Here is a 25037-nt window from a genome sequence, read left to right as displayed (position 1 = left end):
GGCAGCATTACTTGCGATACTCTTTTGATCTTGAGCATCACTATTAGCAGCAGTTAAACTAGCCATTGCGGAACTAGCAACATTGTAGTAACTGTTCAAGACAGCGTTATTCTTGTTTTCGTTTTGGTTAACTAAGTTAGTCAAACTAGTAAATTGAGTTTGAGCACTATTAGTATCACTATTAGCAATACTTGCATACTTAGCCAGCATCACCAGCATAAGAAACAGCTAAACTAGCATTCGTATTAGCAGCAGCAGCAATACTATAAGCAATAGCACTTGCGGAATTAGCAGCACTACTGTTGGAACTGGAACCACTAGCAGCGGAACTTGCTCCACTAGCAGCACTGGATGCAGAACTAGCATCAGAAGCAGCACTTTGAGCATAAGCAGAAGCTGAACTTTCATCGGCAATTGCCTTAGCAGCAGCGTTAGAGGCAACGATCGTAGCAGATGAAGCAGCATCAGATTGAGCAACTGCATCATTTTGATACTTGATCATATCCTTGGCAGTAGCACTGGCTTGACTAGCAAAGATACTACCATTAGTAATACTACCGGCACTAAATGCACTATTTGCAGCAGCTACATAACTATTAACAGTTGATGCACTGGCACTTGCATTAGCATTATCACGATCTGCACTATTTGCAGCGGCACTAGCTACCTTGTAAGCACTAGTTGCGATTGATGCTTGGCTAGTAGCATCAGTATTCAAACTAGCAACCGCAGAAGCAGCATCGCTAGCAGCCTTATTAGCACTTTGAACTAAGCTGTTCGTAGCGTTAGCAGAGGCAAAACCAGAAGCAACCGCAGCTTGACTATTGGCATCACTAAGGTAACCAGAAGTCTTAGCAGCCGCACTATTAGCTTCACTAGCATATTGACTAGCAGCATTAGCATTAGCATCGGCACCACTAGCAATTACGCTAGTTGCGTTGGCAATACTGGAAGCAGAACCAGAAGCACTAGAGTTACCAGAAGCAGCGGAACTTGCTGCACTGGATGCACTGGATGCAGCACTATTAGCAGACTTAGCGTCATTATCAGCAGAACTAGCAATGGAGTTATCATTGTCAGCCCGACTAGCAGCACTCTTAGCAGCAGAAGCAGCAGAACTGGCATCGTTAGCAGCACTCTTAGCAGCAGAACTGGCAGCAGAAGCACTGTTGGCAGCATTAGAAGCCGTACTTTCAGCAGCACTAGCAGCGGAACTGTCACCACTTTGGGCAGCCTTAGATGCAGCGTTAGCAGCGGAACTAGCCGTAGATGCAGCCTTGCTTGCAGCACTGTTGGCACTATTAGCAGCACTGTTAGCACTGTTAGCCGCACTAGATGCACTATTAGCAGCACTAGATGCGATCGAAGCATCACTAGCAGCGGAACTAGCAGTTGAGGCAGCCTTGCTTGCAGCACTTGCAGCACTCTTAGCAGCTGGGTTATCACCAGCATTAGAAGCAGTTGAGGCAGCAGCACTTGCAGCGGAACCAGCATCACTGGCATCACTACCAGCACCAGCAGCAGCAGAACTGGCATCACTAGATGCACTATTAGCAGCAGAGCTATCATCATTAGCACTGGATGCATTTGAAGTAGCACCGGATTCACCAGAAGCATCACTAGCAGCAGAACTAGCTTCACTAGCAGCCTTCGATGCGGAACTATCAGCAGCACTGGCAGCACTAGCAGCACTCATGGCCCCATTGATCGTATTCATTTCATCAGAAGCAGCACTTTCATCAGAAACGGCTTGTTTAGCAGCACTTTGAGCAGTTGAAGTAGCAGTAGCAACAGAAGCAGTGTATTGACTAGCAGAACCGATAGCATTCGTAACATCACTAGCGTAACTAGCAGCCATACTGTTCCAAGTAGTAGCTTGAGCAGATGAACCAGCAGTTACAGCGGAAGCAGCTTGACTAGCATAGAGACTAGCCATGGCTTCGTTGGACTTAGCGGCAACGTTGATGCTATCAACAATTACACCAGCAGAACTAGCAACACTGTAAGCAGAACTGGCAGCACTCTTTTGTGCTTGAGCATCAGAATTGTAATTTGAAACAGCAGCACTAGCAGAACTGAATACCTTCGCATCACTGGCAATAGCGGAGTTACCGGAGTTAGCAGCAATGTAACCACTCATAACCGCACTATCTTGATCAGCAACGGCTTTGTCACTAGCAACAACACTAGCGGCACTAGCAGCAGTACTATTAGCAATACTTGCAGCATTTACATCAGCATCAGCAGTACTTGCGAAACTGAAGATTTGCTTGCTACCAGAAGCAGCAGCAGAACTAGCAGAACTTGCGGAACTAGCTGCACTACTATTAGCTGAACTATTAGCACTTGAAGCATCACTAGCAGCACTGTTCATCTTACTAAATGCTAAACTAGCAGTATTTTCATCATCGATTGCCTTGCTTGCAGCAACACTGGCAACACCAGTTAAGCTAGTCGTATTAGCAGCAGCACTAGATGCAACTACAGCATCATCACTGGCAACCGCAGCAGCGGATTCAGCAATTGCAGTGTAGCTAGATGCAGCAGTGTAACTACCACCAGCAAGGGCAACAGAAGCATTCATAGAGTTAGAAGCAATAACACTGATAGCACTTGCAACTGCAGAACTTTGTGCAGCAATCACACTAACTTGACTAACGACCGCACTGTAAGCACTGGATGCTGTGTTGTTTTGAATTTGAGCATCACTATTAGCACTATTGATAGCACTCATGGCACTAGTTGCAGTTTCGTGAGCACTCTTAAGAACAGAATCAGTCGTGTTGTTGTTGTAGTAACTATTGATCTCGTTAGCAACGTTCGAAGCACTTGAAGTCGTGTTACTTACAACTGTAGCAGCAGAACTGGCTTCTGCAGAGTACTTAGCAGCATTAGATGCATTAGCACTAGCAACGTTACCATCGATAACGATCGCACTAGCAGCAGAACTAGCAGCACTAGAAGCTGAGCTGTTACCACTAGCAGCACTAGAACCACCTGAAGCAGCAGAACTAGCAGCACTGGATGCACTAGAAGTAATACTTGCGTTCAAGCTGATGGTTTGAACATCATTGGAAGCTTGACTAGCAGCAGTACTTGCGATGTTAGTGTAACTTTGAATTGCACTGGAGTTAGCAACCAATTGGTTAGCAGTTGATTGAGCAGCTGAAACAGCATCACTAGCGGCTTTAGCATAGCTATCACCATAGCCATCAGCAGTACTTCCAGCTAAGTAAGCGGAGTTAGCATTACTATCAGCAACACTTACGGCATCAACATAACTACTATTAGCAGCAACTAAAGCAGCATCAGTAGAATTGATACTTTGAGCTGAGCTATTAGCGCTAGTAGCAATACCAGATTGAACATTAGCATCACTATCAGCAGCATTAACAGAACTCATTGCTGCACTTGCAATCTTAGCGTAGCTAGCTAATGAAGTATTAACAGCATTTTGACTAGCTAAAGCACTAACACTGTTGTAAGCAGTTTGAGCACTAGCAGTATCACTATTAGCGATCTTAGCGTAGGAAACAGCAGCACTAGCATATTGACTTGCTAACTTAGCATTAGTTGAAGCACCAGTAGATGCACTGTTAGCAATACTCTTAGCACTGGAAGCATTACTACTATTAGAACTTGAACCACTAGCGGCCGAACTGGCTTGACTAGCAGCACTTGAAGCATTTGAAGCATCGGAGGTAGCACTCTTAGCGTAATCAGAAGCAGATTGTTCATCAGCCTTAGCCTTAGCAGCAGCACTATCAGCAATTACTCGAGCAGAACTAGCAGCGATCGAAGCATTCGATGCATCAGTTTGGTAATGAGCCATGGATGCAGCAGCAGAAGTTGCTTGACTAGCAAATTGAGTTCCACCAGCAGTATCTCCGGCAGCAAAGGCACTATTAGCTTGACTGATCAAGTTATTAACGTTAGATACCCCGGTTGTGGTATTGGTATTAGCTTGGTCGGCACTCTTAGCAGCAGCACTAGCAACTTGGTAAGCACTTGTAGCGATACTTGCTTGGTTAGAAGCATCAGCATTGTAACTAGCAACTAATGAAGCGGCAGAACTGGCAGCTTGGTTAGCACTATTAACGATACTGTTCTTAGCATTAGCAGAAGCAATGCTTGAAGCAACAGCAGCTTCACTCGTAGCAGTACTGTTGTAACCAGAAGTTACGACAGCAGCGGAGTTAGCTTCACTGGCATCGACGCTGGCTTTAGAAGCATCGGCATCAGCACCAGAAGCATAACTTCCTGTTGCACTGGCAATACTATTAGCAGAAGCAGAAGCACTGGAGTTACCAGAAGCACCGGAACTAGCAGCATTGGAAGCACTAGAAGCAGCGGAGTTAGCGGAACTAGCAGCACTATTAGCGGAACTAGCGATCGAGCTATCGTTGTCAGCACGGGAAGCAGCACTCTTAGCATCGGAAGCAGCAGAACTGGCAATACTTGCAGCCTTGCTTGCAGCCGAACTGTCAGCAGAAGCACTAGCAGCAGCACTGGATGCTTTACTTTCAGCGGAACTAGCAGCGGAACTGTCCCCACTTTGTGCAGCTTTACTTGCATCACTAGCAGCACTAGATGCAGCAGAAGCAGCAGAACTAGCAGCACTGGATGCATTAGATGCATCACTAGCAGCGGAACTAGCAGTACTATTAGCAGAACTGGCGGCACTCGATGCAATACTTGCGTCACTAGCAGCAGAACTGGCAGTTGAAGCGGCCTTACTTGCATCACTAGCAGCACTCTTAGCAGCTGGGTTATTGGAAGCAGCAGAAGCAGTTGAGGAAGCTTCACTAGCAGCCTTGGATGCATCACTAGCATTGCTACCTGCCTTAGAAGCAGCAGAACTAGCATCATTAGAAGCACTGGATGCAGCAGATGCATCAGAACTAGCACTAGCAGAATTAGAACCAGCACCAGATTTACCAGAAGCATCACTAGCAGCAGAACTGGCTTCACTAGCAGCCTTCGATGCGGAACTATCAGCAGCACTGGCAGCGTTAGCTGAATTCATGGCATTACTGATAACACCCATTTCAGCATTGGCACTGTTCTCATCAGCAACGGCCTTATCAGCAGCACTCTTAGCACTAGCAGTAGCAGTTGCAACGGATGATGTATAAGCACTAGCAGTACTTTCAGCATTTACAACAGCAGCAGCATAACTAGCAGCACTACTGTTCAAGGCATTGATTTGATCATCTGATTGACCATTAACAGCAGCAGTACTTGCTTGGTTAGCATAGATGCTTGCCATTGTAGCATTGGACTTAGCAACCGTGTTGATACTATCAACGATGGCAGCATTGGAACTAGCAACCACGTAAGCGGAACTAGCAGCACTCTTTTGAGCTTGGGCATCAGTATTGTAACCGGATACGGCAGTACTTGCGGAGTTGAAGGAGTTCAATGCACTACTCATTGCAGAGTTACCACTGTTTTGCGTAGCAATACTATTGATGACCGCACTATCGGAAGTTGCAGTTGAACTATCAGCAGCAACGACACTAGCAGCACTGGATGCAATACTTGCATCAACGCTAGCGGAGTTAGCATCGGCATCAGCAGTACTTGCTAAGCTAATGATGATGGCACTACCATTGGAAGCAGCGGAACTGGCAGAACTAGCGGAACTTGAGCCGGAGTTAGCACCAGATGCAGCACTAGAAGCAGCTGAGTTAGCAGAACTTGCAGCGTTGGATGCTGAACTTGCAGCAGAACTATCATTCGAAGCTCTAGATGCAGCAGATGAAGCATCACTGTTATCACTTTGAGCCGCACTAGCAGCGTTAGAAGCAATGGCACTAGCGCTCTTAGCAGCACTGGCTGCAGAACTAGCAATGATCGATTGAGCAGATGCAGTTGAACTGTCACCACTTTGAGCAGCAGCACTGGCTGCGGATGCAGCATTGGATGCAGCAGAGTTATCGGAGTTAGCATCAGAAGTTGCACTAGATGCAATTCCACTTTCACTAGCAGCTCTGGAAGCAGCGGATGCAGCACTGGTAGCAGCACTGGATGCATCACTAGCAGCGGAACTAGCAGCATTAGCAGCAGACTTAGCAGCACTAGCAGCAGAATTCATCGCACTGTTCTTAGGATTTGCAGAAGCAGCACTGGCAGCCTTAGATGCATCAGCAGATGCACTGTTAGCAGAGTTATCAGCACTGGATGCATCACTAGCAGCGGAACTAGCTTCACTCACTAGCAGCACTAGTAGCAGCAGAACCAGCAGCCTTAGATGAATCATCAGCACCAGAAGTAGCACTAGATGCGATACTTGCATCATTAGAAGCACCGGATGCATAACTATCAGCGGCACTAGCATTTTGGGCAGATGTAACAGCAGCACTGATCGTCTTATCTAAGTCAGCAGCCTTACTTTGGTCAGCTTCAGCGGAACTAGCAGCAGTTGATGCAGTGTCCGTAGCAGTCTTAGCAGCGGCAGCAGCAGAACTAGCATCACTGATGACCCCTTCAGCATCACTAGCGTAACTAGCAGCTGTAGAGTTGAACTTAGCAGCATCAGTATTGTTGTGAGCAGCATTAGCAGATGATGCTTGACTAGCAAAGACGCTGGCCATATTAGCATTGGAACTAGCAGCTTGACTATCTTTGTCAGCTTGACTTGCAGCTGATTCAGCAGTCTTAGCAGCGGAACTAGCAATTGCGTTTTGATTATCAGCATCACTCTTCAAACCACTGATTGCGGAACTAGCACTAGCGACTGTTGAAGCAGCGGACTTGATCGTCGCATTGCTTGCATTACTGGAGTTAGCACTAATGATCGCTGCAACAGAAGCACTCTTAGCAGTAGCATCACTAGCATAACTAGTTACGGCACTATCGGCACTGGATGCATTGATAGAGTATTGTTCAGCATTAGCTGCATCAGCATTGGCAGCACTAGCGTAACTATTAACGATGGAGTTAGCGCTAGATGCAGCAGAACTAGCGGAACTAGCAGAACTATTAGCCCCACTATTAGCAGAACTATTAGCACTGGATGCATCACTAGCCGCACTGTTCATGGAAGCAGCAGCAATACTTGCGTGGTTTTCATCATCGACCGCCTTGCTTGCAGCAGTACTTGCCGTGTTGGTGTAACTAGCAGCAGCAACTACAGCATCAGAAGCAATGTTAGCGTTGGAAACAGCGATCGAAGCATAACTTTCGGTCAATGAAGTAAAGTTGTCAGCTAGGGAAATACTTCCAGTATTGTAAGCACTCGCAGCTTGGATAGCATAAACATTAGCTTGGGTATTAGCACTTTGAGCAACAGTGTTAGCGGAACTTACAACGGCAACTTCACTATTTACAGCGGAGTCAGCATCAGAAGCGGTTTGCTTTTGAACTTGCGCATCAGTATTAGCACTGTTGATGACGATCATGGCACTAGATGCAACAGCAGAAGCACTCTTGATCGTGGAATTAGTAGTATTAGCACTGTAGAAGCTGTTGATCTCATTAGCAGTTTGACTGTTAAGGACGGCATTAGAACTTACTACTGAAGCAGCAGAACTAGCAACTGCAGCATAACTATCAGCAGCTGACTTATCAGCACTAACTGAAGTTACATCATTAGAAGTTGCGCTAGCAGCGGAACTAGCCGCACTAGATGCAGAACTAGCAGCCTTAGATCCCTTAGAACCATTATCAGAAGCAGAACTAGCCGCACTCGAAGCACTGGAAGTTACGCTAGCATTGAAGGATACGGTTTGAACATCAGCAGATGCTTGTGCAGCAGCCTTACTTGCAATGTTAGTGTAGCTTTGGATGGCAGTGGAGTTAGCTTCAATTTGTTGAACGTATGAACTAGCAGAAGCAACTTGAGAAGTAGCATCCTTAGCGTAGCTATCACCTTGAGCGGTACTACCAGCTAAGTAAGCGGAATTAGCTAAGCTGTCGTAATTATCTACAGCACTGGATGCGGCAACTACACTAGCGTTCAATGCGGAGTTAGCGGAATTGATCGTTTGAGCGGAACTGTTAGCACTAACCGCGATACTAGATTGAACGTTAGCATCACTATCAGCAGCACTAACGGCAGCCATAGCAGAACTGGCAAGCGTAGCATAACTAGCTAAGGAAGTGTTAGATGCGTTTTGACTAGCTAAAGCACTAACGCTGTTGTATGCCTTTTGAGCATCGGCAGTATCTGTATTAGCAGTCTTAGCGTATGAAACAGCTTCACTAGCATATTGACTAGCTAAGTTAGCATTCGTTTGAGCCCCAGTTGATGCAGAGTTAGCAGCACTCTTAGCAGAGTTAGCAGAACTACTATTGGCACTGGAACCACTATTAGCGGAACTAGCTTGACTAGCAGCACTCGAAGCATTCGAGGCATCACTAGCAGCGGAACTAGCAAAGGCAGAAGCAGAACTTTCATCAGCGATGGCCTTTGCAGCAGCACTATCAGCAATTACCCGAGCCGAACTAGCGGCGATCGAAGCGTTCGAGGCATCAGTTTCGTATTGCGCCATGCTGGCAGCAGACGTATTAGCTTGGTTAGCGTAGATACTTCCACCAGCAACATCACCGGCAGCATAAGCACTATTAGCTTGACTGATCAAGTTGTTAACGTTTGAATCAGCCGTCGAAGCATTCGTGTTAGCTTGGTCGGCACTTCTAGCAGCGGAACTAGCAACTTGGTAAGCACTAGTTGCGATGCTTGCTTGAACGATCGCATCTGAATTAAAGGCTGATACTTGAGCCGCAGCAGAACTAGCCGCACTATTAGCACTAGCGACCACACTGTTCTTAGCATTGGCACTAGCAAAACTAGAAGCAACGGCAGCTTCACTCGTAGCAGCACTGTTGTAACCAGAAGTTACGGCCGCAGCAGAGTTAGCTTCACTGGCATCAGTACTTGCTTTGGCAGCATCACTATCAGCACCAGAAGCATAAGTAGCGGTCTTATCAGCAATACTCTTAGCACTGGCAGAAGCACTGGAGTTACCAGAAGTACCGGAACTAGCAGCCGAACTAGCACTGGATGCGGAACTGGCCGCACTGGAAGCCGTACTATTAGCGGAACTAGCGGTACTGTTATCGCTAGAAGCCCGACTAGCAGCCGAACTGGCCGCACTGGATTGGTTCTTAGCGTCATTAGCAGCACTGGAAGCAGCATTAGAGTTGATGATGGCATTGGATGCGGCACTAGATGCGATACTTGCATCGGTCGAAGCTTTCGCACTGTCACCCTTTTGAGCAGCAGAACTAGCATCAGAAGCAGCACTGGATGCTAAGGAATTATCGGAACTAGTAGCACTAGCAGCAGAACTGGCAATTGCATTGTCACTTTCGGCGGCACTAGCAGCGGAACTAGCATCCTTGCTTGCGGAGTCAGCATCAGAAGCAGCTGAACTGGCAACGGAAGCGGCACTCTTGGCAGTCGAAGCAGCGGAACTGTAAGCACTGTTCCCAGATGCGATACTTGCAGCTTCACTAGCAGCGTTAGAAGCAGAACTTGCTTGAGCATGGGCAGAACTAGCATCGGAACCAGCAGCATCAGAAGCCTTCTTAGCATCGGAAGTAATGGAACTTACCGTTGCGGAATCCTTCTTAGTACCGGCATCAGCACTAGAAGCAATGCTTGCATCACTAGATGCATTAGAAGCATAACTATCAGCACCACTAGCAGTCGAAGCAGCACTCATCGCAGCAGCGATCGAATCGTTCAAAGCACTAGCTTGAGCTTCGTCACTCAAAGCAACGGAAGAAGCATCTTCAGCAGCCTTCGTAGCAGTAGCGGCATTGGAAGCGTAACTACTTACCGTCGCCACGGAGCTAACGACTTGATCAGCGTAGCTCGTAGCTAAGCTATTGAACTTGGTGATATCGGAAAGATTACCAGCTTGAACGGCTTCACTAGCTTGCGCAGCATAAACACTGGCCATGTTCGCATTGGAAACGGCACTCGCATTAACACTATCAGCAAGACTAGCAGCAGTACTTGCCACACTGTAATCGGAAGCAGCAGAACTGTTAGCAGCATCGGCGTTCTTGGCAACCGAGCTCAAAGCAGCACTGGCACTTTGGAAGTTGGAGTTAGCAGTACTTACAGCGGAGTTACTAGAGTTATTGGCAACATAGCCACTCATGATGGCACTGTCTTGATCAGCAGTGTTGGAGTAACTGTGAACGACACTGGTTGCAGAACTAGCAACACTAGCAGCTTGGCTAGCGACCTTAGCATTAGCATCGGCCCCACTAGCTAAGCTAATGGTGGCAGCACTTCCGGATGATGCAGCAGAACTGGCGGAACTAGCAGAACTGGAACCACCACTAGTGGCACTACTTTGAGCCGCACTATTAGCAGATGATGCAGTGGAGGCAGCGGAACTAGCAGTACTGTTATCATTTGAAGCAGCACTCTTAGCACTGTCAGCATCAGAAGCGGCACTCTTAGCAGCACTGGCAGCGGAACTAGCCTTGTTGCTATCACTGGATGCAGCACTAGCAGCGGAACTAGCAGCAGATTCAGCAGAGGAAGCAGCCGAACTGTTACCACTTTGCGCAGCCGAACTGGCAGCAGAAGCGGCACTAGATGCGATCGAAGCTTGAGAACTGGCATCGGAGTTAGCGGAACTAGCATCGGAGTTCGCAGAACTGGCAATGGAGTTAGCGGAACTAGCGATACTTGATTGCTTAGAAGCATCGGAAGCAGCGGAACTAGCAATTGAAGCCGCACTCGATGCCGAGAAGCATCAGAGGCGATCGAACTGTTAGTTGGGTTAGCAGAAGCGGCACTCTTAGCAGCACTAGCTGCGGAACTGGCATCGGAAGCATGGGAACCAGCTTGACTAGCAGCAGAGCTAGTTGCACTAGAATCACCACTAGTATCAGCGGAAGCTGAACTAGTTGCAGCGGAAGCACTGGAAGTACCGTTAGAACCAGCGGCACTCGATGCATTGCTTGCTTCACTCGATGCTTTCTTAGCACTACTATCAGCAGCACTAGCATCTGCAGCGGAACTAGCTTGAGCACTGATGACAGCTAAGACGCTGTTAGCAGCACTTTCATCGGTGATGGCTTGGGTAGCTGCACTTTGAGCAGCCTTAGTTTGCTTGTCGATATCATTAGCAGAATTTTGGGCACTACTGAACAAGGTGTTGGCACTGGCAGCAACCGCAGCATTGGAACTTTCGTCCTTCGCAACGGCACTGGCGTCACCAGCAGCAGCGTCATTTGAAATTTGCGTAGCAAGCGAGTTAGCAGAAGCGACGTAACTCTTTGCAGTGGCGTCAGCACTAGTTAAACCATTGTAATCAACAACGGCATTACTGTATGCAGCACTGGCAGCTTGGTTTTGGTTAGAAGCATCGTTGTTCAAGCTGTTAAGAACGACGTTAGCACTTGAGATCGCAGCAGATGCACTCGTAATAACGGGGTTAGTAGCATTTGATGAGTTCGTGTTATCGTTCATGATGCTATTAACAGTCGTAGCGTAACTGGATCCCTTTGCGGAATCAGCATTAACAACAGTTGCAGCAGAACTTGCTGCGATACTTGCAGCTTTGGCAGCATCTACATCGCCACTAGCAGAAGTTGCTAAGGAAGCAATGCTGGAACTGATACTGTTGATAGCCGAACTGGCGGAACTACCACCACTGGCATTACTTGCATTGGAAGCAGCTTTGATGGCGATATCAGCCATGGAACTAGCGACGTTTCGATCACTGATGGCCTTCGAAGCAGCAACAGAAGCACTCGTAGTGACACTAACGGCAACGGAAGCCGCACTCGTAGCACTAGTTTCATAAGCACTCATACCAGCGATCAATGCACTAGCTTGAGAAGCAAAGGTACTACCAGTACTATTGTCACCCTTGCTGAAGGCACTATTAGCTTGCGAGATCAAAGAGTTAGCTTGACTAGCAGTGTAACTAGCATTGGCATTGTTACTATTAGCAACACTAGCAGCACTAGATACCGTAGCGGAGTAACTCAAAGCAGCGGAAGATTCAACGATGGCATCGGATAAGGCTGCACTAGCGGTATTAGATGCGGATCTAGCCACACTGTTCTGACCACTGACCACGGAGTTAGTTGGGTTAGCATTCGCAATACTTGCAGCAAGCGAAGCATTGTTGCTTACTGTGGTGTTGAAGCCACTAGTTGCGTTCGCAGCGGAAACCGCTTCACTAGCGTACTTGGATGCGTCAGAGTTAGCAGCATTGGCAGATGATGCTTGAGCACTCGTAGCATCAGACATACTATTAGCGGAACTGGATGCTCCACTATTAGCCCCACTTTGGGCGTTACTGTTGGCACTGGATGCCGTGGAAGCAGCGGAACTGGCGGTACTTGCCGCACTGGATGCAGCGGCACTAGCAGAACTAGCATCGTTAGCCGCCTTGGATCCATCTGTAGCAGCTGATGAAGCCGCACTGGAATCAGCCTTAGCCTTGGAATCGGCAGATGAAGCAGATTGTTCAGCCGATGAAGCTGCGGAGCTATCACCATTTGAGGCCGCAGAACTAGCAATACTGTGAGCGATGCTGGCTTGACTAGCAGCAGAACTAGCATCAGAAGCCGCACTGGATGCAATACTGTTATCGGAAGCAGCCCGACTAGCGGCACTGGAGGCCTTCGAAGCATCAGATTGAGCATCAGAAGCAGCGGAACTAGCAATACTGGAAGCACTCTTAGCAGTCGAAGCAGCGGAACTGATGGCACTGTTACTTGGGTTAGCAGAGGCAGCACTGGCAGCCGCACTAGCGGCACTGGATGCGATACTAGATGCAGAGTTTGCACTTTGGGCACTGTTAGAAGCAGCGGAAGCATCTGAACTAGCTTGACTAGCAGCGGAACTAGCTTCAGAAGAACTACTACCGGCACCATTGGAACCAGTAGCGGCACTGGAAGCTTCACTGGCTTCACTAGCAGCCTTAGAAGCAGAACTATCAGCGGCACTAGCAGCTTGAGCACTAGTCAAAGCAGCGTCAACGGAAGCCTTGGCAGCATCGGCAGCAGCTTGATCACTAGCAGCCCGGACCGAAGCACTGGATGCGGAACTGGCAGCAGATTGGGCAATCGAAGCTTGTGATTGAGCGTTCGTAGCATCTTGAGCAGCAGCATTACTTGCATCAGTAACAGAATTACTAAATGCGTCTCCAGAGGATTGGTTACCAGCGGAGTAGTAACTATTAGCAGTCGAAGCAGCACTAGATGCGATCGAAGCTTTGCTACTTGCATCAGCAGCATAACTATCAGCACTCTTAGCAGCAGTACTTGCGGCACTATTAGCACTAGCAGCGTCACTAGATGCGATCGCAGCGTCACTGGAGGCACTGGATACAACGGCACTCGCAGAGTTAGCCGTACTTACCGCATTGCTGATAACGGGGTTACCAGAGTTAACGGCTGCACTTGCGATACTTGCGATCTCACTAGAAGTGGAACTAACGTTAGTGGAATCAGCGATGACTTGTGCATCAGCGGAACTAGTTGCGCTAGCGGAATTGGATGCTTCTACAGAATACTTATCAGCATCAGTAGCAGCAGCAGAAGCTTCGTTCGCAGCATTACTTGCATTCGCAGCGGCATGGGAAGTATTAGATGCACTCCCACTTCCGGCACTGGCAGCATTCGAAGCCGTATTGGCTGCAGAACTGGCCGTATTAGCAGCGGAACTAGCGGTACTACTATCGTTAGCAGCCGCATTACTTGCCGCACTAGCGGAGTTCTCTTGACTTTGGGCGTCAGAAGCCGCACTAGCGGCCGCACTCGATGCACTGGATGCAATGATCGAATCCGCACTCGCAATCGCTTCAGCCGATGAAGCAGCGGAACTATTTCCTTGACTAGCAACAGAACTAGCCACACTAGCAGCCGAACTAGCATCCTTAGCAGCAGAACTGGCTAAGGAAGCCGCACTACTTGCGACAGTATTATCAGAAGCAGCCCGACTGGCAGCAGATGAGGCAATGATACTTTGTGATTGCGCATCGGAAGCAGCGGAACTTGCTTGACTAGCGGCACTCTTAGCAACTGACGTTGCTGAACTGACCGTGGAGTTCTTTGGATTTGCAGAAGCGATCGCAGCCGCAGAGTTAGCGTCGCTTTCCGCAGCACTGGCATTCGTAGAAGCACTTTGGGCGTTCTTAGAAGTACCTTGAGCATCATTAGAAGCAATGGTAGCAGCCGAACTAGCTACGGATGAACTAATTGCAGCCCCAGAAGCAGACGCACTAGCTCCACTAGCTTCAGTAGCTGCCTTTTGAGCACTACTATCAGCGGCACTAGCAGATTGGGCACTAGCAACTTCATTGCTGATCGTAGCTAAGATACTGTTAGCGGAACTTTCATCATTGATAGCTTGACTAGCTGCACTTTGAGCAACCTTAGTTTGACTGTCGACCCCATTAGCGTAACCTTGGGCACTACTGAACAAGGTGTTGGCACTGGAAGCAGTTTGCGAATCTAATTTTTCATCATTTGATACTGCAATGGCATTTCCAGCGGCAGCGTCATTAGAGATTTGCGTAGCAAGCGAGTTAGCAGATACAACATAACTAGAAGCAACACTTTGGGCACTCGTCAAACTATTGTAATTAGTTTGCGCACCGGAATAAGCCCCACTGGCAATGGAACTTTGTTTGGTAGCATCAGCGCTTAAACTATTGAGTGCACTATTAGCATTGGAGATCGCTGCTGAAGCACTAGCGATCACTGAGTTCGAACGGTTCATAGAATTAAGGACTCAAATCGGTCATCTTAGCGACCGTTTCAGCATAACTAGCACCTTGACTTGAATCCGCACTGACAACCGCAGAAGCACTTGCTGCTTGGGAATTAGCGATCGAAGCTGCAGTGATGTCGCCACTTGCGGAATTAGCTAAGGAAGCAATGTTAGAACTGATACTACTGATAGCGGAACTAGCAGAACTACCACCACTGGCATTACTTGCGTTCGAAGCAGCCTTGATGGCAATATCAGCCATCGAACTGGCGACCGCTTGGTCGCTGATGGCCTTCGAAGCAGCTACTGAGGCACTTGCAGTCACACTACTTGCAACGGAAGCGGCACTCGTAGCAGCACTTTGGTAACCACTCATACCAGCTAAGGCAGTATTAGCTTGGGAAGCAAAGGTACTACCCAAACTATTGTTACCTTGCGCAAAGGCACTATTTGCTTGCGATACCAAGGAGTTGACTTGACTAGCCGCAAAACTAGCAGTGGTATTATTACTATTTGCCACACTAGCCGCACTGGATACTTCTGTGGAGTAACTTAATGCAGCGGATGATTGAACGATCGCATCGGATAAGGCCGCACTAGCAGTATTAGATGCCGATTTAGCAAGACTATTTTGACTGGATACCACGGAATCACTAGTGTTAGCACTGGCAATACTTGCAGCAAGCGAAGCATTGTTACTTACTGTGGTGTTGAAGCCACTAGTAGCGTTCGCAGCAGAAACCGCTTCACTAGCGTACTTAGAAGCGTCAGAGTTAGCAGCATTGGCACTGGAAGCAGCCGCACTCGTTGCATCTGACATACTATTAGCAGAACTAGAGTTCCCACTGTTGGCTCCACTTTGGGCGTCACTGTTGGCACTCGAAGCTTGACTGGCAGCGGAACTGGCAGTTGAATTATCGGCACTGGCAGCATTAGATGCGTCACTAGCAGAATCTGCAGCACTCTTAGCCGCACTAGCAGCGGAACTTGCTACACTAGAATCAGCCTTAGCCTTGGAATCAGCAGAACTAGCGGATTGTTCAGCGGATGAGGCAGCGGAACTATCCCCTTGTGAAGCAGCCGAACTGGCGATACTGTGAGCAATACTTGCTTGTGAAGCAGCCGAACTAGCATCAGAAGCCGCACTGGATGCGGTATTAGCATCTGAACTAGCTTGACTAGCATAACTAGAAGCCTTAGATGCATCTGATTGGGCATTCGAAGCAGCGGAACTGGCCGTACTTGCCGCACTCTTAGCAGTCGAAGCAGCGGAACTGATCGTACTGTTACTTGGGTTAGCAGAGGCCGCACTTGCGGCGGCACTAGCATTGCTAGAAGCTGCACTAGCTTCAGAACTAGCACTTTGGGCACTATTAGAAGCCGAAGCAGCATCAGAAGCAGCGGAACTGGCAGCCGAACTGGCGATCGATGAACTACTACCGGCTCCATTGGAACCAGTGGCAGCACTGGATGCTTCGCTGGCTTCACTGGAAGCCTTGGAAGCATAACTATCGGCGGCACTAGCAGCTTGGGCACTAGTCAAGGCCGCATCAACGGAGGCCTTCGCAGCATCAGCAGCTGATTGATCACTAGCCGCACGAACCGAAGCACTAGAAGCCGAACTAGCGTTCGATTGCGCAATAACCGCTTCACTTTGTGCATTCGTAGCATCTTGAGCAGCAGCTTGTGAAGCAGTATTTACAGAATTACTGTAAGCATCTCCAGAAGCTTGGTTACCAGCCTTGTAGTAACTATTGGCAATTGAAGCATAGCTAGAAGCGTTCGATGCCTGGTTACTTGCATCGGAAGCATAACTATCAGCACTGGAGGCAGCAGTACTTGCCGCACTCTTAGCACTAGCAGCTTGACTAGATGCGATCGCAGCGTCACTAGAAGCACTGGAGGCAACTGAACTTGCTGAAGTAGCAACACTAGATGCAGATGCAATCACGGGGTTACCAGAGTTAACGGCATCGTTAGCGATTGAAGCAATGGCACTAGATGTAGTATTGATAGCATTAGAATCATTGATGACTGCAGCATCAGCAGAACTAGTAGCACTAGCGGAATCAGAAGCGATCTTAGCATAACTATCAGCCGAGTTAGCAGCTGTCCGTGCTTGGTTAGCAGCGTCACTGGCATTCGCAGCCGCGTTAGAAGTGTTAGATGCACTATTGCTACCTGCGGTCGCAGCACTAGCGGCCTTGGAAGCAGCCGAACTAGCACTATCGGCAGCATTGGAAGCAGCGGAACTATCATTAGCAGCGGCCGTAGATGCAGCTTGCGCCTTACTGTCTTCATTCTTAGCGTCAGCAGCCGCATTACTTGCGGCGATCGAAGCACTTTGGGCAGAATTAGAATCATTGCTTGCGACAGCAGCAGCGGATGAAGCCGTGGAGCTATCACCCTTAGAAGCAGCGGAACTTGCCACACTAGCAGCAGAACTGGCATCGGAAGCTGCTTTACTTGCGATGGCAGATTGTGAACTAGCAACCTTGGCATCGGAACCAGCTTGACTAGCCGCACTGGATGCGATCGCAGCTTGACTAGATGCATCGGAAGCAGCCGAACTAGCGACAATAGATGCAGATTGAGCGACAGAGTTAGCAGAGCTTATCGTGACATTACTTGCGTTCGCAGCTGCAATGGATGCCGCAGAACTAGCATAACTAGATGTCTTAGCGGAGTTACTAGATGCACTTTGGGCATTAGCAGAAGCCGAGTTAGCAGCATTCGATGCATCAGAAGCATATGAACTAGCTTCAGAAGAACTACTACCGGCTCCATTTGAACCAGTGGCAGAACTAGCAGCGGAACTAGCGTCACTCTTAGCAGCAGAAGCATAGCTATCAGCAGCACTGGCATCTTGAGCGGAATTCAATTCTGCTTGAATGGTTGCATATGCTACAGCAGCACTTGAAGCATCCAAGGAAGCTTGCTTTGCAGCAGAATCAGCAGGATTTTGATCAGCAGTAATTTGATTCGATGCCACACTTGCTTGAGTCATAATTGCATTAGCATTATCTACATATTGGTTAGCAGAATTCAATAAGGTTTGCGCATCTGACATATTACCAGCAGCCACGTCTGATTTAATATTTACTTCCAAACTATTAACTAAACTAGCATATGAACTACCGACAGCTGAAATACTGCCAATAGAACTATTTTGATTTGAAGCATCAGTATATGCCGAGTTAGCGACTGAACTTTGATTAGTTACATCAGCCGATAAACTAGTTAAAGTTCCAAAAGCATTACTAATAGCGGTTGAAGCACTTGTGATTATTGGATTGCCTGAGTTAACTGCATCATTAGCAATACTAGTCATGGTTGAAGCATCTGATGAACCACTGGTGTAGTAATTATTTACCGAAACACTTGCTGAATTAGCAGAAATACTGTCTTGTTTAATCTTATCAAATTCTGCAGAAGCAGCACTGCTAATAGTGTTAATTTGACCTGAAATACTGCTTGCAGCACTACTTGCACTTGAACCACCACTTGATGCTGAACTATTTGCTTTAGCGGCATCATAATCACTTTGAATAGCACTAGATTGAGCACTCATCTTATCTTTAAGACCACTCATTTTGGTATTCAAATCTGTTAAAGCTTGCGAATCTGCTTGAATAGTCGAGTTGTCATCAGAAGCCTGTGTTGCCATTGACATTGGTTGAACAACTTCAACATTACCTGAAGTTAAATTATCCTTAGCTGAAGCACTATTCCCGGCATTGGCATATGAAATTGCAGCATTTGCATAACTTTTGGCACTTGTGACCGTGCTACTAAAACTAGCCATATCAGAAGCAGATTGTCTAGCGATAGCAGCAGTAATTGTCGCGTTGTAAGAAGAAGCCGTTGAACTTAGAGCCTGCATTGATTTCCAATCCACAATCAAAGAAGCATAGGCAGTGGAAGCATTTTGACTATACGATTGAATTGCAGTATTAGAAGCATTATTAGTTGCTAAGGAAGTCATTTGTGATTCGGTAGCAGATGCTGAATTGTAAATATTTTGAGCATCATTATACCCGTTCGTAATATCACTGTAAGTTGCCTTAGCACTTGAAGCAGCAATGTCTGCACTAGCAGATTGACTAGCAAACGTTGAGCTTGCTGAATTAGCTTCAGAAATGATCTTATTAGCGGCATCAATATCTGCGCTACTGTTATATGCAAAACTACTTAGTGATCCAGCATTGCTTGTAATTACATTTAAAGCATCTGCAGCAGCACTAGCAGCAGCTTTGGCAGTGCTTGCAGCTTCCTTTGCCTTAGCAGCAGCTGATTGCGCTGTAGAAGATGCTGAGTTAATGGAATCAACTTGTGCTGAGGCAGTACTTGCTGCAGTTTCCGCAGAAGATAGGGCTGATTCAGCTTTGCTTTGAATCTCTGATGTATTTGATCCTCCACCACTTAAAATAGCTTTTGCACTTGAAACAGCAGCACTAGCACTAGCAGATGCAACTGAAATTGCACCAGATGCCGAAGTAATTGAAGCAATTTGTGAATTGGCAATTGATGCTTCACTTTGAGCTGCACTACTTGCACTTTGGGCAGTCGATGAAGCTGCTGATGCATTTGAAGCAGCACTAGCAATGGTTGATGTAACAGCAGAAATTGCAGCGCTATTGGCTGGATTCATTGAAGCTTCAGATTCAGCTTTCGAAATGGCAGAACTAGCGTTAATAGAAGCTTTCCCTGCCGTATCGGTAGCACTACTTGCTGCATCACTTGCAACCGTACTGGCACTTGTAGCTTCTGATGCATCATTACTAGTTGACGGTTTAGCACTATCAGCTATAGCTGCCGCAGAAGAAGCAACAATTGACGCCATACTTGCAATTCCATCAGCTTTATTACCGTTGGCAGCAACAGAACGGGCAATTGATGCTAATTGACGTTCAACATAGGCAGTTGAACTGGCAGCAATTGATGTGGTTGTCATTTGACTATCAGCTGCACTTAAACTTGCAAACGCATTGGAAATTGCCTTAGAGTCTTCATCTACTTTCAAGTTACTTACTTGAGTTGCATCTACATAAGAACTTAAAACAGCTGAGTTAGATAATGCCAATTGAAGAAAGGCCCCAGCTTGTAAAGCAGTTGCACTATCTTGAGCAAATGATCTAGCAGTGCTCATATTTGCAATCGCTTGAGATGCTTGAACAGTTGCATCAGTAGCTTGAACACTAGCTTGGTTATAATTTGAAATCATATCAGCAATACTTGCACCAAGTGATTGATTAATGGCATCAATTCCATCAGCTTCACTGTTTAGTGAATCATTATACTTACTAAGAGCTGTTACAACTGTCCCAATATATTTAACTTGCAAATCTTTAATGGTTGGATCATCATTGTCAAATTGGGCAATTGCTTGAGCAGAGTTCACATTTCTCTTAGCAATTGAAGCAAACGAAGACGTGTAGCTAACGTAGTAGCTACCATTTTGGTTAAACGAAATAAAACCAGTAGAATTTGGATAATTAGTGGCTGACTGTGCAGCATCAGATTGTTGAATGGCATAAGCAGAAGCAGTGTTGGCATTACTTGCGGCAAAACTAGCATCTTTATCAAATTCATTGGCCAAATCAGTGTAAGAATTATATGCTTGTGTTTGTCCTATAGCGGATGCTGAAACAGCTAAGCTTCTCATTGTACTTGCATAGGCACTATCAGCTTTAGCATATCCACCATTATAAGCACTAGAACCAGTGGAAGATCCCATTTCAGTAACAAAACTATTATTAGAGTCGTAATCGCCACTATTAAAGGTAGCCGCAGCCTTATTTGCTGCTGAGGCAGAACTACTCGTGGCATTACTTGCTAAGGAATAACTGTTATCTGCAGCAGAAGCATTCTTAATTGTGGCATCCTTATTTGGATTAGCAGAAACGTCAGGTTTATTGGTATAACCATTTTCATAACCTAATTGATAGTGAATTGATCTTTGATAAATTCCATTATCAAAAGTTAAAGCTGCTTTACCAGCCGTGTATCCATTGTTATAGTCAATCCCATTCTTATAAGAATCTTTATCAGCATCAGTACTATCATTGCTATTTGAAGCATCATTTTCACCATCAAGATAAGCTTGAAGGTTAGTAGTCGAAAATTGATCCTTAACGTTATTTAAATGAGAATAAACAAGAGTTGTATAGTTATCGTTGGAAGCTTTAACTGCATTTCTGAAATTTTCTGGAACAGTGAAGCTCCAGTTACCTTTGGCATCAGTTTTAGCAACATACAGGTTCTTAGTGATTGGCTTTGTGCTAGTATCAGTTGGATCTGTGTACATTTTGTCAGTTGTGATATTAACTGTTTGTGGAGCAATATTTCCCGTTTGAGGAGAAACATAAGAAGCACGAATATATGAACCTGGCGTAGCATAACCAGTCATAACACCAGTAATTGGATCATACTTAAGACCACCAACTAAGGTATCTGCAACATGATCCATTTCTAGATATCTATTAAAGGTGCTTCCGGCAGGCATAGCAGTTCCACCTGAAATAGTACCAGAGTTACTTACCGTAACGTTCGTGTTATCATAACCAAAGTTAGCAGTCTTGAATGGTCCATACACATTTCCATTTTTATCAGTTACGGAAACGTAAGTTCCATTGAAGAATGAGGTACTACTCATTAACTTACTTCCACTGGCTGTATTATTGTGCAAGTCAAGGATAATTTGTTGTGGATTTTGAACATTAAAAGTGGCCGCACAATCAAATACGGTTGAGTTACATGTCGAATCCCCATCCATTCCTAAATCAAGATTAGAGGTATTCGTAAAGTTAAAGATTGATCCATGTTGCATATGAACTAATGAAATTTGAGTACCAGTACCAGTATTAGAAATATTAGCTGCTAATTTACCTTGATTATCCAAAGTAACCGTTGAATTAGGTGATAGGTCAATTAAACCTCTTCCTTGATGAACATCACCATTACTAGGCCCCCATTGACTATTTACTAAATCATAAACGTTCCCGTGAGCATTGGTTGCACCACTACCCTTAGCAACAATGTTAACCGATGCACCATTAGTAATGTTAACGTTTGCAGCACCATTAGAAACAATTGCCCCCTGTAATTGAGAAGCGTTAACAGTTTGTTGTTGTAATCCCGAATTTTCTTGCCACTGTGAATTAACTGTGGCTGTAATTGAATAGTCAGGAAGCATAATCGGCGTAATGTTTAGATTTGCACCAGCATTAACGTTTACACTACCCTTGTTTAGAAGCATAATAGCAGAATCCAAACCGCTAGAATTATTTTGACCAGTACCAAAACCAGCGATATCCATATTAACATTTGTTCCGTGATCAATCGTTGCGGTTCCACCATCTGCAATGGTTAAAGTATTACCATCATAAGTATAGCCTGTATATGTTACTCCTGGTAAAAATTCAACATTTTTAGCAATGACAGTGTCATTCCCATTACCATTACCTGTAAAACTATTTCCATTCGCATCGTTAGTGTTACTATTATCATTTGGATTAGTAAAGTGAAATCCATTCACATTGTAAGAATTACCGTCACTACCAGTTCCAGAATTATTGATCGTGTAATTTTCACCAGTATGAACATTGATCGTACTTACTGTTGGATTATCACCAGTTGCATAATTAGGATTCTTGGTATCTGATGTATTAACTTGATTCCCAAAGTAAACGTTAGCAGTATTATTGTTAAATAATGCCGCACCGGTATAACTAAAGTTATCATAGTACATATTGGCACTTGTAGCTGTGGTCGTAACAGGACCATTTTCATTCGTTCCATAAGCACCAATGTTTTCCATTGTCACATTTGAAGTAGCTAATTGATAAGATGCTCCTCCGAAGTCGATGGCATTACTACTACCGTTCATCTGAAGTCCATTAATTACAAAACTACTTGCGCTGTTAGCAACTGAAACATTAGAATCTGTAGAAGCAGCATAAGAAGATTCCAAGTTAAAGCTAGAATCAACGTTAATTTGCGTAATAGCTGTATTTTGCATTGCGGCATCAAAATCCGTTGCATTGGAAACATTAACGACTCCAGAAGCAGCAGACATGTTACCGGCAAAAGCATTGGCATTCGATGCAATTGTACTAGTAGCATTCGATGCACTTACTGCATAACCACTAATAGCAGTTGACCCAGCTTGTAAACTGCTCAAGACGCCGTTAGCATTTGCTGAATAAGCACTGGCATTGGAAATAGCAGCACTAACTTGGGCTCCAATACTAACAACACTATCTTGATCAGGATTGGTTGCCGAAGACAAACTATTAATTTGAGTTGACAATGATGTGACTGCTGAATCAGTGTAGCTGACATAAACACTATCGATCAAAGCTTGATTATAGTTAGATTTTTGTTGATCATATTCTGTAACAGCAGCTTTATAAGCTGAACTCGCAGCAGAATTTGGATAACGAATTGCTAAAATTCTAGCTTCATTAATTGGTGCGGCTAAATTACTAACTAAATCTTGAGCACTTTGTACTGTTGTTTTAGCACTATTAAGAGTTCCGGCATTATTGAGGCTTGAGATGGCTGCTTGAATGCCTGCAATCGTGGTATAACTATTAGTAAAATTTTGATAATCAGCATCTCGATAAGTCAATTCAGTTTCATCAACAGCACTAGAAGTTGAAGCAAATGCTACTACCATGGCATCATTAATGTCCGGATTATTATTCAAAATCGTTTGTAATTGTGCAAAAGCCGAAGCAGTACTATCAACAGCAACCGAGTCATCATTAACTTGGTTTGCTCTCGTAACTGCTACACTAGCAGCTGACATTGCTAATTTAGCATTATCAACGTTACTCATGTTCATACTTGCTTGTTGAGCATCTAAACTGGCATATTCATGAGTTTGAAGGTTTGCAGAAAGAACCGCAGTGGTATTAGCACTTGCGGTTAAATTATGCATGGATGCAGTTTGAACATTAGTATTCAAAGTAGAAAGTGCACTATTAGCGAGTGATTGGGTATCACTGTCACTAAACTTTGTCCAAAGAGCTTGAGCAGTAACTGAGGCATTAACGCTTAAACTGTTCATAGCAGACGAAGCGTTATTAGAGTTCATTACAGCGTTAGCTAAAGCATCGTCAGCAACTGAAACAGCGCTCTTACCATGATCACCGGCAGACAAACTAGATGCTGATGAACCTTGTGCATCAGCGGAATTAGAACTGTTGGTATTCGCAGAGCCTAAAGAAGCAGTTTGATTAACTGTTGTTTGGACTTTTTGCACTTGTTCTTCACTAGAAGTAGTAGCATTGGCGTTTGCTTGTTGAATCGTACTTTGGTTCAACTCATTAGCATTAGCACTATTACTAGCACTTTCATTGTTACTGTTACTACTTACGACTTGATTAGCTTGCGTAGCGTTATCATATGTACTACTTGGGACAACGCTTGAAGTATTTGCATTTACGCTAACTTTATCATTTTGACTACTTACGTTCACGCTAGTGTTATCGCTATTGCTACTCTTAACAACATCACTTTGACTGCTATTAGAATTATAAGCACCAGATACTTCTGCATTTTTTTCAGTGGTAATATTACTAGAAACATTTGCATTCTCTTCGCTTGAACTGGAATCAACTGCCGTATCACTAGAAGTAGTATCAGATGAACTAGCAGTTACTTCACTTGTACTTTCAGAAGAACTAACTGCATTTGAAGAACCTTCATCTGATGATTGAGAAGCAACAGAAACTGGTGCTGAAGAAATACTATTACTACTATCACTAGAATATGAACTTCCATGATTGGCATCAGATGTAGTATCGGCATGAACCGTCGTCGCATTGGATTGAATCATGTGAGTTAATCCATATCCTCCAATGACAGTGAAAAGGGAGGCAGACACAACAACCCATTGTTTCTTAACTTTTTTCATTATTTTTTTATCGTTAACTTTTTTAAATTCAAATTTATTATATATCAAGTATATTCACCCCATTAAATTTACTTAAATGATTTTATATAAATGTATGTAAACACTATTTTCTTTATAACTAATTTAATTTTAGCACAATCACATAGTCTTATGAAATATATTGAACAATTTAAACCTTTTTAATCATTTACTATATCTTTCATGAAATACATTCTAAATATTTATCATAAAAAGCTAGATTTAAAAATCTATACATATTTTTTAATAAATAGTTTCATTCATATTCTATTTAAAAATTAGACATTCCGTTTAGATAAATATTTTTGTAAAATAATTATTCTTTTTACGCATATTACACATTTACGTAATTCCTTTTTTTAGAATTAATTAAAAAGGACATCCCCTTTTGGAGATGTC

Annotated in this window: 4 protein-coding genes; all 4 read right to left on the bottom strand. The window is 45.1% G+C overall.

The genetic code is table 11. The features are described from left to right. Window positions 1–199: 199 nt before the first annotated feature. A complete protein-coding gene (locus tag AC3B6G_RS08265) occupies window positions 200–6301 on the bottom strand; it encodes a beta strand repeat-containing protein (protein ID WP_489849942.1) in 6102 nt (2033 codons plus the stop codon). Continuing rightward, window positions 6210–10115 carry a hypothetical protein gene (locus tag AC3B6G_RS08260; RefSeq protein WP_489849941.1) on the bottom strand — a complete coding sequence of 1302 codons (3906 nt, stop codon included), beginning with the start codon at window positions 10113–10115 and terminating at the stop codon, window positions 6210–6212. The genes AC3B6G_RS08265 and AC3B6G_RS08260 overlap by 92 nt, the downstream gene beginning before the upstream one ends. Window positions 10116–10228: 113 nt before the next feature. Next, window positions 10229–14707 carry a hypothetical protein gene (locus AC3B6G_RS08255; RefSeq protein ID WP_489849940.1) on the bottom strand — a complete coding sequence of 1493 codons (4479 nt, stop codon included), beginning with the start codon at window positions 14705–14707 and terminating at the stop codon, window positions 10229–10231. Between the two features lie 4 nt (window positions 14708–14711). Further along, window positions 14712–24668, bottom strand: a complete 9957-nt coding sequence (locus AC3B6G_RS08250; RefSeq protein WP_489849939.1) for a beta strand repeat-containing protein — start codon at window positions 24666–24668, stop codon at window positions 14712–14714. Window positions 24669–25037 lie beyond the last annotated feature (369 nt).

Source organism: Nicoliella sp. ESL1149, assembly GCF_058107265.1.
This window is presented reverse-complemented; position numbering and strand designations above follow the sequence as displayed.